Genomic DNA, 15,461 nt, shown 5'->3' with positions numbered 1-15,461 from the left:
TTTTAAATGATTAATTCTTATCATCCACCTACAAACTCATTACGAAATATTTGATATTCTGCTAGAACAATAGAAGTATGCTTTTTTATAATGCCCGACAATTCAACAGCAAATAAACATCTACTATTCTCTATTTTTAATAAATCTATTCGGGATTTTCTTAGTATGAAAAGGTAATCTAACCAAATAAATTAAGGATTTAGGCCATAAATAAAGGTGTCTTCTTTCGAAGACACCTTTATTTATATTTTGCAATATTCTATTTATACTTTCTCTTGAACAATTACGGCATTATCCTTAATCACAAAACTTACATCAGACAGTTGTTCCAATAAATCAAAAATATCCTGTAAGCTTTCGTATTTTTTCATTCTACCGGTAAAATAATTTTCTTTCACTTTTTCATTAACAAAAAAGAAATCAACATCATACCAACGAGATAGGATCAACGACAAATCTTCAAGGTTCATATTATCCAATACAAATACTCCATCTTTCCAAGCAGTAAAAATACTTGCATCTACAGCATTCACTTCAATTTTTTTGTTCCCTTTTGAATAACAAGCTTGAAAATTGGGAGACAAAACTGTTTTTATCTTATTATCTATTCCTTGAGCGAGTACTTCAACTCTACCATTTACCAAAGTGGTTTTAATTTCCTTTTCATCGGAATAAGCTTTCACATTAAAAGCTGTACCCAAAACCTTTACATTTAAATCATCAACCTTAACAATAAAGGGCATCTCCTTGTTATGAGCAACTTCGAAAAATGCTTCACCCGATAAATAAACGATACGTTTATCTCCAACAAATTTTGTCGGATATTTAAATGATGTTGCCGAATTCAACCAAACCTGGGTGCCATCAGCCAATCGCAACTTATATTCTCCCCCTCTTGGTATTTTTAGCGTATTGTATGTTTCAGTTTCAAGCAAGTTTTGATTTGATTGGTACTTCAATATCCCTGAAACATTCTGTATTTCAGTTCCATCTGATTCTTTCACTATTGTATCTCCTTGCTCGAGACTTACCACTTCTCCATTCGCTAATAACAATTCTGCCTTTGAAGATCCTGGTTCAATTGTTTCAATACCACTTGCTAATGTATTTTCATCAAACTTATTTGTATTTAATATTAAATATGTAGCAATACAAATGGGTATTAATATGCTTGCAGCATATCTTAATACAACAGCTAATTTTATCTTTTTTCCTTTCTTTTTGGCAATGTGTTTTTTGAATTCTGCAATGGCTTTCTCTGTGTCAGGTCTTTTCACCTCTTCATTTTCTGCAGCAACATAAAAGGACTTGGATTGTTCAGCGTATTTTTTGTGCTCCATCGAACACTCCAACCACTCTTCAAATTCAAGTTTTTCAGCTTCAGAAACACTTCCAAATAAATTTCTGGAAATCACTGACCAATCTATATTTTTGTTCTTTTTGTTACTCATCTCAGATTTATGACACTTACATATCTAATTAGGGTGGTTAAAAATTTAGAAAAGATTTACAATTTTATTCTGATTAATAACAATATCATCAGCTTCAAATAATCATCAAAGTTACATTGACGTAAAAAACGATAAGCTCTCTTCATGTGATCCTTTATCGTATCCACCGACAATCCCAATTCTTCGGCCACCTCTTTGTATTTCATATCCTGCAACACACACATTTTAAAGGTTATCCTACACTTTTCCGGTAAATCTTCTACTGCATGTTTAATCCTTTCGATCAAATCTTCATCATCTACCATCTCATAATTACCCGCAAATTGAATGGCATCCATTTCTTTCTTACGATACTTATCTTCCACTTGCAAATGTCGAAGATAGTTCAAACATTTATTCCGAATGGTAGAATACAAATATGACTTTAAGGATTTAGTGATTCTTTGACTTGAGGCTGATTCCCAAAGTTGATAGTATGATTCCTGTACAATATCTTCTGCAATATCCAACTGATACACATAAGTTTGCGCAAACACAGTAAGATCTGCATAATAAAGCCTGTAAAGCTCTTCAAATGCCTTCTCTTTTTTCTCTTGTATACCTTTCAGTAAGTCAGACTGGGAGTTCAAAATGGAATTATAATTTGGTTATTTGTCCGCAAGATAGAAAATTGTACGAATAAAATACAAATCGTGTTTTGCCTAGAATCAACATCTCAATACCCAAATGCTTTCTTCTCAAGAATTCTGAAATGTATTTTTAGACTTAAACTTAATGATCATATTAATCTGTCAAATGCAATGATTTAGAAGGAAACAAACGCAACCACAATGAAATATCTCTAAAGGAATTCTAAACAATATTATAAGTTAATCTTGATATGATATCTTACCGGGATTTTAAACAACAATTTTCATAAACTCACAAGCAAACACAACTTTTCGTTTTGCTCACCACAGTATTTAATCATGTAAAATCATAGATTCGTTCCACTCCCTCTCTCTGCAAAACATAAGCCCTGAACTTGAAAAACTTTGGAGCTATTTTATTGCATGTAGTTTTAAAAACCATTTCTTTTGCAAAACAAATTTGTATTCTCTTATTTTCAAAACGGATGCATTGCTTTATCACCTTCAACAAACCATTGGAACACAAAGTACTTCCTGAGTGCTTTACCAATCCATTTAACTATACGCCTCACCCTTTATGCATACAAGCTGCTAAAGAACTTCAAGCCAAACTTGGGACGCCAAATCCCAACTCCAAAGGTAAAATGTATGGTGTGTTGATTGTAAAAAATCACTTCGACGAAATTGGATACATTGCGGCTTATTCAGGCAACGATCAAGCTCAAGAAACTCAGATTCCATTTGTACCACAAGTATTCGAAATCACCAATCCCGATGGATTTTTTCGAAAAGGTGAAGCTGAGTTGAATCAAATCAATCAAGCCATTTGTAAGGAAGAAAATTCGCCGGACCTAAAACAATTGCAAAAAGAACTGAATAATGAAGTTCAAAATGCAAATGACACTTTAAAAGTAGCGAAACTTGACATGGCTAAAGCGAAAAGAAAAAGACAAGTCAAGCGAACAGAAGCTGAAAATCATCCTGACAAGGAAAGCATTCTAAAACATCTTGTAAAAGAAAGCCAAACAGAGAAAAGTAAATTTAACAAGCTAAAGAAAGAGTGTAAAGAAAAGATTGAAAGCTTACAATTAAAAGCGGATGAGCATTACCACCGAATTACAGGTTTAAAACAGGCGCGTAAAACTCAATCAGCTCAACTACAAAAGAAAATATTCGATAGCTATCTTTTTTTGAATATAGAAGGTAAAGAAAAAAGTGCAAACGCAATTTTTAAGGAAAACGAAGCCAAGGTTCCTCCTGCCGGTGCTGGTGATTGCTGCGCGCCTAAGTTATTACAATATGCATTTCAGAACAAACTGAAACCTATTGCTATGGCAGAATTTTGGTGGGGAACATCTCCAAAAAAAGAAATCCGCAAACATGCTTACTTTTACCCATCGTGCAAAAGCAAATGTGAGCCCATACTAGGACACATGCTAAAAAGGATGAGCATAGAAAAAGCAAAGCAAGAAGATAAAAACCTATCCATAAAAGTCCTCCATGAAGATGATGCCATTGCCATCATCAACAAACCTTCAGGTTTATTGTCAGTACCTGGAAAAGAGATGAAAGAATCAGTATATACTCAAGTAAAAGCTCTGTATCCTGATGCTGATGGACCTCTTATCGTTCATCGTCTTGATATGGTTACTTCGGGCATTATGCTTATTGCCAAAACAAAATCTGCACACGTAAACCTGCAGAAACAGTTTCTTAGCAAAAGCATTCAAAAAAGATATGTGGCTATATTGGATGGTATTATTGAGGAAGATTCTGGCACCATTGATCTACCCTTGCGTGTTGATTTGGATGATCGTCCTCGTCAATTGGTTTGTTTCGAACATGGCAAGCCTGCTTTTACCAAGTGGAAAGTTGTGGAACGTACTTCATCAAAAAGCAAAATACACTTCTACCCTATCTCTGGGCGTACACACCAGTTACGGGTACATGCAGCTCATCCACTCGGATTAAATACCCCAATCGTAGGTGATCCGCTTTATGGTCTGAAAGCTGATCGTTTAATGTTGCACGCCGAGGAAATTACATTTGTGCATCCTTCAACACAGGAAAAGATAAATTTTAAATGCCTGGCAGAATTTTAAACCAATTTCCACCATACCGATAAGTTATTTTAGGATGTATTTTACCCCTGATTTACAAACACATCCCCTTATACCTTCCTATTTTCAGGATAAATAAATATGTGAATTGTTAAATTTTATATTCTCGATCTTTTTAAAATCTGCAATTTTATTCTACTTTTGTGTGCAATCTCAATTATTGCAACACTGGAAAGGTGCAGGAGTGGTTGAACTGGCTCGCCTGGAAAGCGAGTATACGCCAAAAGCGTATCGGGGGTTCGAATCCCTTCCTTTCCGCAACAAAAAGCATCAAAGTATTTTACTTTGGTGCTTTTTCTATTTTATACATCCAAGGGATGAGAACAGAAGTGATGGTCGGGGTTCGTAACACGCTTAATGAGCGAGGCACGAGCGAATAATCCCTTCCTTTCCGCATAAACAAAGGAAAGCAGCGTTTTATTAAATGTTGCTTTTTACATATTTCCACTTCGTTTAAACATGGTTTAAACAATTTGCACGTTTTTTTCTATAAAAAACAAAAAGCCACCACGAAAATCGCAGCAGCTTTAAGCACCCTAAAATTACTTGACTTTTAAGTCACATTAAGCATCTGATATTGGTACAAAGTATAAATTCCTTATCTCTTCGCTAACTAAGTTCACATTTGTTTAGACTTATTCTATATTCATATCCTGACTTAAAATAAAATTATGCTATCGATAAGAATATTATGCATAATTGTACTTTTATAGAATACATAAAATTTATGAGATTTATACTCTTTATAGTCAATATCACACTAAAAATCATATCATCGTGAAAAAGTTAGCCATCTTAATTTTGTTAGTTCTAGGTATTAACATCTGCCATGCACAAAAAGAATTGGATAAATTATGGACTGAGCTTGAACAGTTTGAGTTAGAAGGAAGATTCCATAGTGCGAATCGAATCACAAATCAAATTCTTCAGGAGGCTAAAAATTCAAAACGAAGCGATCAAATTGTTAAAGGCTTCATTTACCAATCTAAATTTAGTCTACTGCTAGAAGAAGATGCTAAAAAGAAGGTCATTCAAAACCTGGAAGCCCACCTAAAAGAAAGTGATGTACCAACCTCTGCCCTTCTCGAATCGATTTATGCACAATTTCTAAAGCAATATCTGGATGAGAACAGGTACAAAATCAGAAAAAGAACTAAACTTGAAGGGCCCGTTACCGCTTTAGAATTTGAGAAATGGGACATGAATACGCTTGGTGAGCAAATTGTATTGCATTACAAACGATCGCTACAAAACAAACAAGCCCTTCAAAACATTCCCATTAATGAATATCGAGATATCTTAACCGAAAGCTACTCTTCTCACAAGTTCAGACCTACTCTTTATGATTTTCTGGCACATCTTGCCATTCAGTTCTATCAAAATAACCAATGGTATTTTACTAGGCCAAAGGAAGCGTTTTACATCAACAAGCCAGTGGTGTTTGAATCTACAAAGGAATTTAGCAAGGAATCATTCCTCACAAAGGATAGTTTATTCTCGCATCGAAATGCTTTGCTATTGTACCAAAAACTTGAATTGTTTCATGAGGGTTCTGATACAACAGCCTATGTTGATGTGGTATTGGAGCGCTTGAATTTTGCCAAGGAACAAGGAAATATCGAAAACAAAGAAGATCTGTATATCCATGCTTTGAAAAGGCTTTCCAATCGATTTGCCAAGCATTCTGCATCGAGCATGATCAATTACAAGATTGCAGATTACTATTTCAAGGAAAGTAATGCTTACAATGCCAAATACGATCCCATCTTAAAAAACTATCGCATAAAAGCATTAGATATTTGCAATTTGGTTCTGAAAGAATACCCAAATTCCGATGGAGGTCTGCTGTGTACCATTTTAAAAAATAAAATTGAACAAGCCTCTGTATCCCTTCAAACTGAGCAATACAATATTCCTAACAAAGCATTTCTTGCCAAAGTTCAATTCAAAAGTGTTGATAGCTTGTATCTTTCCGCCTATCGTGTTCCCTTCGATTTTTACAAGAACAAATCATCATACAAAAAGGATAGTTTATTATTGAATGTACTGGCGAAAACAAAAGTGAGCGCATCAAAATTCTATCAGCTTCAGCCTAAAAAGGATTATTACGAATATACTACCGAAGTAGATGTTCCTGCTCTGCCTGCTGGCAATTACATTTTGGTTTCTTCAGGATCCAAAAAGATTAGCTCTATTGATCAGATCTACAACCATGCGGTGATTTCAATAAGTAAGCTAAGCATGCTTAGTATTAACCAAAAAAAGCATGAACTAATAAAAATTCTGGACAGGGAAACAGGAGCGCCCAAAGAAAATATTAAAATATCCGTTAGCAGTGAGCGTGAAAATTTCAAACTAAATGGATTTACCAATAGTAAGGGTGAATTTTTAATTGAAAAGAACAACAAGAATCACCATTACCAAATTATTGCGACAGATGGTACCGACACAATTACCAATCAGTCTTACATCAACAGATTTTACAAAGACAGCAATAAAGATAAGGAACATATGGCCAAAGGCTATTTGTACCTGGACAGAAGTATCTACCGCCCCGGACAGACTATGTATTTCAAAGGCATCTTAACCGAAAAGAAGGATGGCAAATCACAAGTGGTTCCTAATACTTACGTATCCATAAGCATTTCTGATGCCAATTCTGAAGAACTCAAAGAGTTTCGTTTAAAAACCAATGAATATGGAAGTGTAAGTGGTGAATTTACTTTGCCGGATAATTTGCTTACAGGTCAATTCACCATTGAAATGGATGAAGATTTAGGAACTAAGATTGAAGATCCAGATCCATTCTATGACAAAATTGACGACTTCGACTATGTAGAACTCAACTTTTCGGTTGAAGAATACAAACGACCAAAGTTTGAAGTGATATTTGATGCTGTAAAGAACAATTACGTAATTGGAGACAGTGTTAGTGCTACAGGTTTTGCCAAAGCTTTTCTAGGTTCGAATATCAGCAATTCAAAAGTAAATTACACCATCAGCAGGGAAAGAATGTATGACTGGAGTCGTGGTTATTATGGCAGCTCCTCCCAAATTATTAAAACAGGAACTTGCAAAACCAATGCTGAAGGCAAATTTTCCATTGATTTTGTTGCCACTCCCGATTCCCTGGCAAAAAAAGAGGACAAACCTATATTTCTTTACAGCATAAAAGCTGACGTAACCGATCAAAACGGGGAAACCAGGAGTTCTTCCAAAAACATTAAAGTTGCCTATCACAATCTGAAAGTAGATGTTGTAATGGGCAGTCAATTGAATTCCGAAAAGGATCAAACCATTAGTGTACAAACTAAAAACCTTAACGATCAGTTTATTGATGCCAATGTAGAGCTTGTTATCACAAAATTGAATGGACCAGAAAGAGTGGTTAGAAAGAAACCTTGGGAGATTGTAGAAATTCATTCCATTCCAAAAGAGCAATTTATCAAAGACTTTCCACATGAAGTATACGACAGCACCGATTTAGAACAAAACTGGCCAAAAGGAAATACGGTCTATACTAAGAAAGCAGGACCAAAAGCATCAAAAGAGTTCGCTCTTCCGAAACTATCAAAATGGGAAGCTGGCATTTATCAGCTGCAAGTAAAAGCTACCGATAGTGGAAAGGATACGGTGATTACAAGCAAGAACTTTGAAGTTTATCATCCTGATAATAATGAATTGGCCGATCACCAAATGTTTTCTTACGAAATGGTGAACCTGGATTTTAAGAAGGACAAATACGTGATATTAAAGTTAAAAACGGCTTGCCAACAACTTAATATTCATGTAGAAACTTACTACAGAAATGAGAACGTATTCAAAAAACTGGTAAGCATTGAAAATGGGTACAGCATTGTAAAAATTCCAGTGAAAGAATCTTACACAAACAAACTAGACTTTAACCTCTACTTTGTGAAATACAATAGCATTGTAAAAGAACAGTTCTCTGCAGTTTTTAAAGAAGTGGAAAACAAACTGAATATTGAAACCTTAAGCTTTAGGAACAAACTTACGCCAGGACAAGAAGAGAGCTGGAGTTTTAAAATTACCAATTCAAACAACAAGAAGGTACAAGCCGAAGTTCTGGCTTCCATGTACGATACTTCGCTGGATCAGTTTAAAACTCACACATGGAAAAAAGATATTGGATTTCAAAAGAACTACTATTCTTCAGCACCATATATTCAAAGCAGATTCTTTGGCTTACAATATTTTTCAAACTTTAATTCTTTCAGATTTACCAATACCGTTCCATATCTTAAGAGATATCATGAATTGAAACGATTTGGATGCCATTTTGGTGATACCCAGTATGCCAACACGATATATCTGAAGCAACTGAAGCGCAAGCAAAACACAATACAATATGTAGAAGGTAATGTGAATGGCATTGTAACCGATGAAACGGGTATGCCAATTCCTGGCGTTAGTATAACCATAAAGGGAACAACAACAGGAGTAACAACTGATATCGATGGATTCTACTCGATCAATGCACCCAAAGGCACTGAATTGATCTTTAGTTTTGTGGGAATGAATACACAAGAAATGATCGTTTCGAAATCTGGCACTTATAATTTGGCTTTACAGGCCGATAATGTTGCATGTGATGAAGTGGTGGTTACCGCTATGGGAATTGCCCGAGAAACCTCAACTACAGGATCATATGCTTACATAAAAGCCAGTGATGTGAGAAATGATATTTTCAGACAGCTTCAAGGACAAGTAGCAGGAATAGAAATTTTGGAAGAAGAGGAAGCTGAAGATGAAGACATTTGTTTTGTTAAAATTAGAGGTACAGGCAGTCTTGATGCTTCTAATACACCGCTGTATATTATCGATGGTGTACCGGTAGATCCAAAAACCGGGGCACAATTTTCTCCAAAGGATGTAGCAGACATTACGGTGTTAAGAGGAGCATCGGCCACCGCATTATACGGTTCGAGAGCCAGCAATGGTGTGGTAATTATCAGCACGAAAAAAGGATTAGAAGAATTGACACAGGTGGAAACCAGGAGCGATTTAAAAGAAACGGCTTTCTTCTATCCTCACCTGTGTACCAATAAAAAGGGTGAAATCATTTTCAAATTCAATAGTCCGGAAGCACTGACCAAATGGAGATTGATGCTTTTTGCTCACAACAAATCCACTGAAAATGGCTATGTTGAAAAGTTCGTTGTCACACAAAAGAATCTCAATGTAATTCCGAATGTTCCACGCTTTTTAAGAGAGGGTGATACCATTACACTAAGTGCTAAAATCAGCAATCTTACCAAAGAAAAGCTAGAAGGATCTGCTGCTTTACAATTGTTCGATGGCACAAATGGAAATCCTATCGATAAAAATCAAGTGGATTTTAATCCAATGCTCCCTTTTGAAGTGGATGCCAAAGGAAATACAAGTTTGAACTGGACCATAAAAGTTCCTAAGGATCTTGCTGCCCTTCAATATAAAATTGTAGCCAAAGCAGGATCGCACAGCGATGGTGAAATGGGTATTATTCCGGTACTTTCGAACAGAAGCTTGGTAACAGAAGCAAAATCGATATGGGTTCAACCGGGCACTACAAAGGAAATTGAATTCGAAAAGTTAAAAAATGGCAATTCAAAAACACAGAGCAATCACAAGTACATCCTGGAATACACCACAAATCCTGCATGGTTGGCTTTAAAATCATTGCCTTACCTGATGGAATTTCCTCATGAATGTGCAGAACAAACCTTCTCAAGATTCTATGCCAACGCCCTGGCCAAGGATATCCTTACAAAGAATCCTAAAATAAAGGAAGTAATTCAAGCATGGAAAAAAGACCAATCGCTGACATCTCCACTGGAGAAAAACAAGGAATTGAAATCCATTCTGATTGCGGAATCACCTTGGGTAAGAGAGGCACAGAGTGAAGAGCAAAACAAAGCCAGACTGGCTAATTTGTTTGAAAATGATAAGCTAAACCAAGAACAAGCGCAAGCTTTGAGCAAACTGAGCGAAATGCAGCTTTCATCAGGGGCTTTTCCATGGTTTGCCGGAGGATATGAAAACCAATTCATTACCCAGCACATTGTAGCAGGAATCGGTCATTTGCAAAAGCTGAATATCAACAATGAATACCGCAATCAAAGTCAAAAAATTGAAAAGAAAGCAATCGCTTATCTCGATGAAAAATTTATGGAACAACACCAGAGATGGGCTGAACTTGCAAAAGATACCAGCAAAATTTCCTTATCGTCAATCAACTTGCATTACCTGTATTGCAGAAGTTTTTTCAATGCAAACTATCCTTTATCAGATCAACTGCAAGAAATCACAAAACTGTACATCGAGAAATGCAAAGAGAATTGGTTAACCCATTCCCTGTACAACAAAGCATTAATCGCATTGATTTTGCAGCGAAATGGAGAAAAGAATGCAGCCAAACAAATTACGGATGCCTTAACGGAGCAGGCTGTTATCAAAGAGGAAAATGGCATGTACTGGAAGAGCAATAAAAATGGTTGGTACTGGTACCAGTCCGCCATTGAATGCCAGGCCTTGCTGATTGAAACCTTTAGCGAAGTTGATGGTGATTTAAACAAAGTGAATCAATTGAAGCAATGGCTGCTTAAAAAGAAACAAACCAACAAATGGCCTAGCACCAAGGCCACCACTGAGGCCATTTATGCGCTGTTGATGCAGGGAAACAATTCTCTGGCTTTGAGCGACAATACCCAAATCACAATTGGGGATAAAAACCTAAGCAGTGATAAACTGGAAAAGGTTCAAAAAGAAGCTGGAACAGGATACTTCAAATTGAACTGGCAGAAAGAAGAAATTGATTCATCCATGGCTAAGGTAAAAGTGAGCAACCAGGGAAATATTACCGGATTTGGAGGTGTATATTGGCAATACTTCGAAGATCTGGATAAAATCAGCGATTCGGGCCAGGGATATTTGCAGGTACAAAAAAGCATGTACATCAAGAAGTCTACCGATGAAGGTGAAGTTCTTGAGCCAATAACAGCAGAAACACCAATAAAAGTTGGCGATTTAATTAGCGTTCGATTGGTAATCGAATCGAAAAACGATTTGGAATTCATTCACCTGAAAGATTTACGAGCAGCCGGCATGGAGCCTTTGGACGTACTATCGGGATACAAATGGCAGGATGGTTTGGGTTACTATCAAAGCACCAAAGATGTAGCAAGTCATTTCTTCTTTGAGCTACTGCCAAAAGGCAGATATGTATTTGAATACGAGCTGAGAGCCAACAACAAAGGAAATTTCTCCAACGGAAACGCCAGCATACAAAGTATGTATGCTCCTGAATTTACAGGACATTCCAAAGGAAATCGCATTTCGATTCATGAAAGTGAATAAATAGCAATATTTTAAATCGCTTGCCATGCAAAAAGCATCAAAGTTTTCAACTTTGATGCTTTTTATATTTATACATCCTAGGCCCAAGGAGTGAACTGTACTGTAAATAAAATGTAGCTGGACCTCAGTAAATATTTTATAAGTAATAACTAAGACCTAATGAAACTCTTAATCCCATCCATAAAACATCTCTGTGAATATCACTATTCTTATCTAATTCTAAATCACCATTGGTACTCAATTCATACCCACACTTTAAATCAAGTGATATTTTTTTATTGTAATGGTAAGAACCTAAAAAGAAAGGTTCTGCAAAATAAGACTGGGCTTTCAAATTAAAGGTATGGTATTCACTACTAATATCTTTTAGATATAACTTTTCTTTTAATTTCATTTTGGAAAAGATAATACCACCTTCCATACCCAAGTTACCATCAAATTTGCCTTTCCTAAAAATCAGGTGATGATAGTCAACTCCCAAGCGATAAGCATACAACTGCATATCCAATTTATATTCTCCCGAATAATCTCGAACATGGTTTCTACCACCTGTTGCATAATAAGCAAAATCAATCCCAAGATTATTCTTTTTCCCAATTAAATAATTTGCCGTTAAACCATAATAGATTTGATCCGAAAATTCATGAACCGATTTTATATTTTCCAGTTGACTCATTTTCATGAACTCCTGCTGCATCTCTTTCACTTCCTTCAGCTGGTAATCTCCATAACCAGCACGTAGGCTAAATTTGAAATTTTGCCCTTGACAGGCAAAGGATATCACGATAAATAGGATACTTATTTTTAATTTCATGTCTTACAGTTCTTCTTTAATATCTAATAAAAATCCACTTTCAGTTAATAACAGACCGTCAAATAGATAATTATAATATCTTTCGCCAGGCATGCTAAATACCAATTCTCCCGTAGTGAGGTCATAAATAAATAGCCTTTTGTAATTGGTTAATAGGATTTTATTTGAGGCTGGATCGATGTTTTCAATTACCATCTTAGTTTCCAGATTGATTGTTTTAATCAGACTAAAATCCAATGGATTCCGCACTTCTAAAATTTGATTATCATTAAAAGTCAAATACAATTCCGATGCATTTAATGGATTAAAATAAACTGATCTATAATTCCTGGTATCAGAGTAGATCTCATTTGCCTTATTGGCTAAGTGGTAAATTTTTAGTCCATTTTCTGTACCAACACTCATATAATTGGCATCCTGAGAAGTTGAAATGCAAGCCCATTTGCTGTATATGGGATAATCATCTATTGGGATTTGTAGTAGCTCCTGCTTGCTATCTATGTCAATCAAATGGTAAGTATTCGTGTTTGTTTTTGCATAAGCTATCTTCCCATTGTCAGTAAATAGAAAGTGATCAAGATTAAAAGAAGTAGTATTTTCATATGGTATTTCAATTGGGTTTTCCAAGCGACTATCTTCGAACACATATATTTTATCCTGCGAAAGAGTGGCTACTCTTGATGAGTTTGTAGGACATGCAAATAAACCTTCATTATCCAAATCTTTAAGCGTTTTGTTTTTATTAAAGCTATTTACATCAAAACAGACCACATCATTACCATCATTTGTATAAAAAACTTTCTCCTCTCTATTGAAAGCATAGTGAATTAATTGTCTTTGCAATATCTGATGCCCCATAGAATAACTTAAATATGAAGTTATTAACGATCCATATGAATCATCTTCCCAAACCTCATTTTGTGATTTTGTTCTCAGTTCTAAAGTGATTCGGTTCCCTAAACCAGGTTGTGGCATCACAAAAGAGGTATCGGCAGAAGTTGCAAAATACTCCGTTTCATAGCCCGCTATCAGAAGTTTATATTTGGCTTTATATCTAGATCGTTCCCAACTTATTTTCAGCTTTTCATACCCAATTTCCTGAACGTACAATTGCGGTGCTTCCATGGGTATATCTATCCTAGGACTATTACCGTAACTATTTCCTGTAATACAATCGACGCTAAAACTATAACCTTCGCCAGCATAAAGTGGATCACAAAAGGTCGTGTCATTGATATTGCTTATCTTTTTGTCGATAAACCTGAAGCCTGTACTGGCAGATATCTCATAATACTGAAAGTTGTAATGATCTGCTTTTGGCCATTTAATCACTAAAACACTGTCCTTATTAACAGATGCTACAGGCTGTAAAGATGGTGCCTTACGACCATCTGTAATAACATCCCACTCTTTATGTATTTGGTACTTTTCGAAACCTAGATTATCAGCTATACTATTAGTTCCAGTGCTTACAACAAGGTCTAACTTTAGTTTGTGAGGACCTGGTGTAAAATCATTGGGATGAATATTGAAGGTGCTTGCATTAGAATGAACTTCCCAGGATTGATCTTCCATACTATATACTGCACTATAGATTCTAGTTGTTCCGTCCCCAATCGTATATTGCAATTTGGTAGGCTCAAATATATTTAAAGTATAATCTGTTCCGTGTAATCTCAAATCGATTGCTGGATTGTCGGTTGGTGGTTCCAAGTCGACAAAATTCTCTTCTGTTAGACTATCGCCACAACTATGAACCAATAAAACTATAGCCAGACAAGTAAATAATCTCACAACAATATTCTGATAATACTCCACAAAAATTTTCTTCATCAATTTTGTCGATTTAATAATACATGCTCCTATCAACACTCACCATAGAAGAGGTGTTAACAAAAGTATTTAGACTGTAACAAAAATTAAGTTTGCAAACTTAAAAAAACATAATTAAAAAACATTATTATTGATTACTATTTTAAACCTATGCTGTTCAATAACATTGCTGCTACACCCAAGTTATACTTCATTTTTTTTGTTTGATTCATAGCCTCACTGTAGTGAGAACATGAAGAACAATCAGAAGTTGACTTTGGTGTTTTTTCTATTTATGCATACAAGGCCCAAAGTGTTTATACCTTATTTCCAATTATAAATTCCTTTTCTTGCTATAAACTTTGAATAATCGTAATTCATTCCCTGTAAGGCTGCTTCAGCACTCACCTTTAAAATTGGCTGACTATATTTATGAATCCCTTTGGAATTCTCAAAGAACCTGCCTGCAGGATCCACCATCACATAAGAATTGGTCATATCTTTATTGGTTTCTGAAATATAGCTGCTTATATGTTTGTGTTTGTTGATAAATTCAGAAAACTGTTGATCTGATATTTCCAAGCTCTTAATGTGCTTGTCGTTTTGCCCTTTGATTGGCAACACTTGCATTACCTTCCACCTTTTAGGATTTGATTTAATCATGAAATCTGTCATATCCTCCTGGTAATTGAACCAGTGAATGACTGTATTGATTTTTAGTTTGTATCCTTCTCTTTTAATTTCTTGTATGAGTTTTAGATAATGTTCTTTAGACAATGTTCTCGTATCTGCTTGAGATCTGCCTGATAATTGATTGGTTTCTTTGTTGAGACTATCAATACTTAGTGCTATCCAATCGAGATTGGATTTGTTTAGTTCTAGAAATTCAGTTGACAAATTTGTTCCGTTTGTAATTAACATGGTAGTCATATTACGTGATTTTGCCTCAGCAATCAGCTCATTTAGCCAAGGGCAAAGTGTGGGTTCGCCACCAGCAAAGCTGATTTTCTGAAAGCCTAAGTTTGCCAACTCATGAATGACTTCCAATGCATCTTCTTTTGAAAGATGTCCCTTGGGAAGGATTGATTTTTTTACATCCTGAAAGCTTGCAAAGCAGAATTTACATTTCATGTTACATGGTTCCCATAAATGGAAATTTACGCTCGGTATAAAATTGTTTTCGTACATCATAAATCATTTAAAAATTGTCCTGTGGAGGAATGAGATATGTTGCACAAAAAGAAAGCGTAGGCTGAATACAAATTCAGCCTGTAACAAC

The 15,461-nt window shown here is 35.6% G+C and carries 7 protein-coding genes and 1 tRNA gene; 3 read left to right on the top strand and 5 right to left on the bottom strand.

What is annotated here, in order from left to right; translation table 11 throughout:
- Positions 1 to 263: 263 nt before the first annotated feature.
- Together ACKPCA_RS02020 and ACKPCA_RS02015 are read right to left on the bottom strand one after the other, a co-directional pair.
- On the bottom strand, positions 264 to 1,451 hold the full coding sequence (locus tag ACKPCA_RS02020) for a FecR family protein (RefSeq protein WP_321281073.1): 1,188 nt from the start codon (positions 1,449 to 1,451) through the stop codon (positions 264 to 266).
- Positions 1,452 to 1,507: 56 nt separating this feature from the next.
- Positions 1,508 to 2,080, bottom strand: coding sequence for an RNA polymerase sigma-70 factor (locus tag ACKPCA_RS02015; RefSeq protein ID WP_321281072.1), 573 nt, complete (start codon positions 2,078 to 2,080; stop codon positions 1,508 to 1,510).
- Between the two features lie 485 nt (positions 2,081 to 2,565).
- On the opposite strand from ACKPCA_RS02015, the gene ACKPCA_RS02010 reads away from it, so the two are divergent.
- The 3 genes from ACKPCA_RS02010 to ACKPCA_RS02000 all read left to right on the top strand — a co-directional run bounded on the left by ACKPCA_RS02010 (position 2,566) and on the right by ACKPCA_RS02000 (position 11,556).
- Complete coding sequence (locus tag ACKPCA_RS02010) at positions 2,566 to 4,182, top strand: RluA family pseudouridine synthase (protein ID WP_321281071.1); 1,617 nt, start codon at positions 2,566 to 2,568, stop codon at positions 4,180 to 4,182.
- Positions 4,183 to 4,370: 188 nt separating this feature from the next.
- Positions 4,371 to 4,458: transfer RNA gene (locus ACKPCA_RS02005), tRNA-Ser, on the top strand.
- A gap of 519 nt (positions 4,459 to 4,977) precedes the next feature.
- Positions 4,978 to 11,556, top strand: coding sequence for an alpha-2-macroglobulin family protein (locus tag ACKPCA_RS02000; RefSeq protein ID WP_321281070.1), 6,579 nt, complete (start codon positions 4,978 to 4,980; stop codon positions 11,554 to 11,556).
- A 136-nt stretch (positions 11,557 to 11,692) separates the two neighbouring features.
- On the opposite strand, the gene ACKPCA_RS01995 is transcribed toward ACKPCA_RS02000, so the two are convergent.
- From ACKPCA_RS01995 to ACKPCA_RS01985, 3 genes are all read right to left on the bottom strand, one after another.
- On the bottom strand, positions 11,693 to 12,370 hold the full coding sequence (locus ACKPCA_RS01995; RefSeq protein WP_321281069.1) for a hypothetical protein: 678 nt from the start codon (positions 12,368 to 12,370) through the stop codon (positions 11,693 to 11,695).
- 3 nt (positions 12,371 to 12,373) lie between these two features.
- On the bottom strand, positions 12,374 to 14,203 hold the full coding sequence (locus ACKPCA_RS01990; protein WP_321281068.1) for a hypothetical protein: 1,830 nt from the start codon (positions 14,201 to 14,203) through the stop codon (positions 12,374 to 12,376).
- A 303-nt stretch (positions 14,204 to 14,506) separates the two neighbouring features.
- Entirely contained in the window at positions 14,507 to 15,313 is an 807-nt protein-coding gene (locus ACKPCA_RS01985; RefSeq protein WP_321281067.1) for a viperin family antiviral radical SAM protein, read from the bottom strand.
- Between the last annotated feature and the right edge of the window lie 148 nt (positions 15,314 to 15,461).

It is taken from the genome of Marinifilum fragile (genome assembly GCF_963677365.1).
GTDB classification, from domain to species: Bacteria; Bacteroidota; Bacteroidia; order Bacteroidales; family Marinifilaceae; genus Marinifilum; species Marinifilum fragile.
This window is presented reverse-complemented; position numbering and strand designations above follow the sequence as displayed.

Coding starts and splice junctions, on each gene's coding strand:
- ACKPCA_RS02010 (WP_321281071.1), top strand. CDS start 2,566: ATGCATTGCTTTATCACCTTCAACAAACCATTGGAACACAAAGTACTT.
- ACKPCA_RS02020 (WP_321281073.1), bottom strand. CDS start 1,451: ATGAGTAACAAAAAGAACAAAAATATAGATTGGTCAGTGATTTCCAGA.
- ACKPCA_RS01990 (WP_321281068.1), bottom strand. CDS start 14,203: ATGAAGAAAATTTTTGTGGAGTATTATCAGAATATTGTTGTGAGATTA.
- ACKPCA_RS01985 (WP_321281067.1), bottom strand. CDS start 15,313: ATGAAATGTAAATTCTGCTTTGCAAGCTTTCAGGATGTAAAAAAATCA.
- ACKPCA_RS01995 (WP_321281069.1), bottom strand. CDS start 12,370: ATGAAATTAAAAATAAGTATCCTATTTATCGTGATATCCTTTGCCTGT.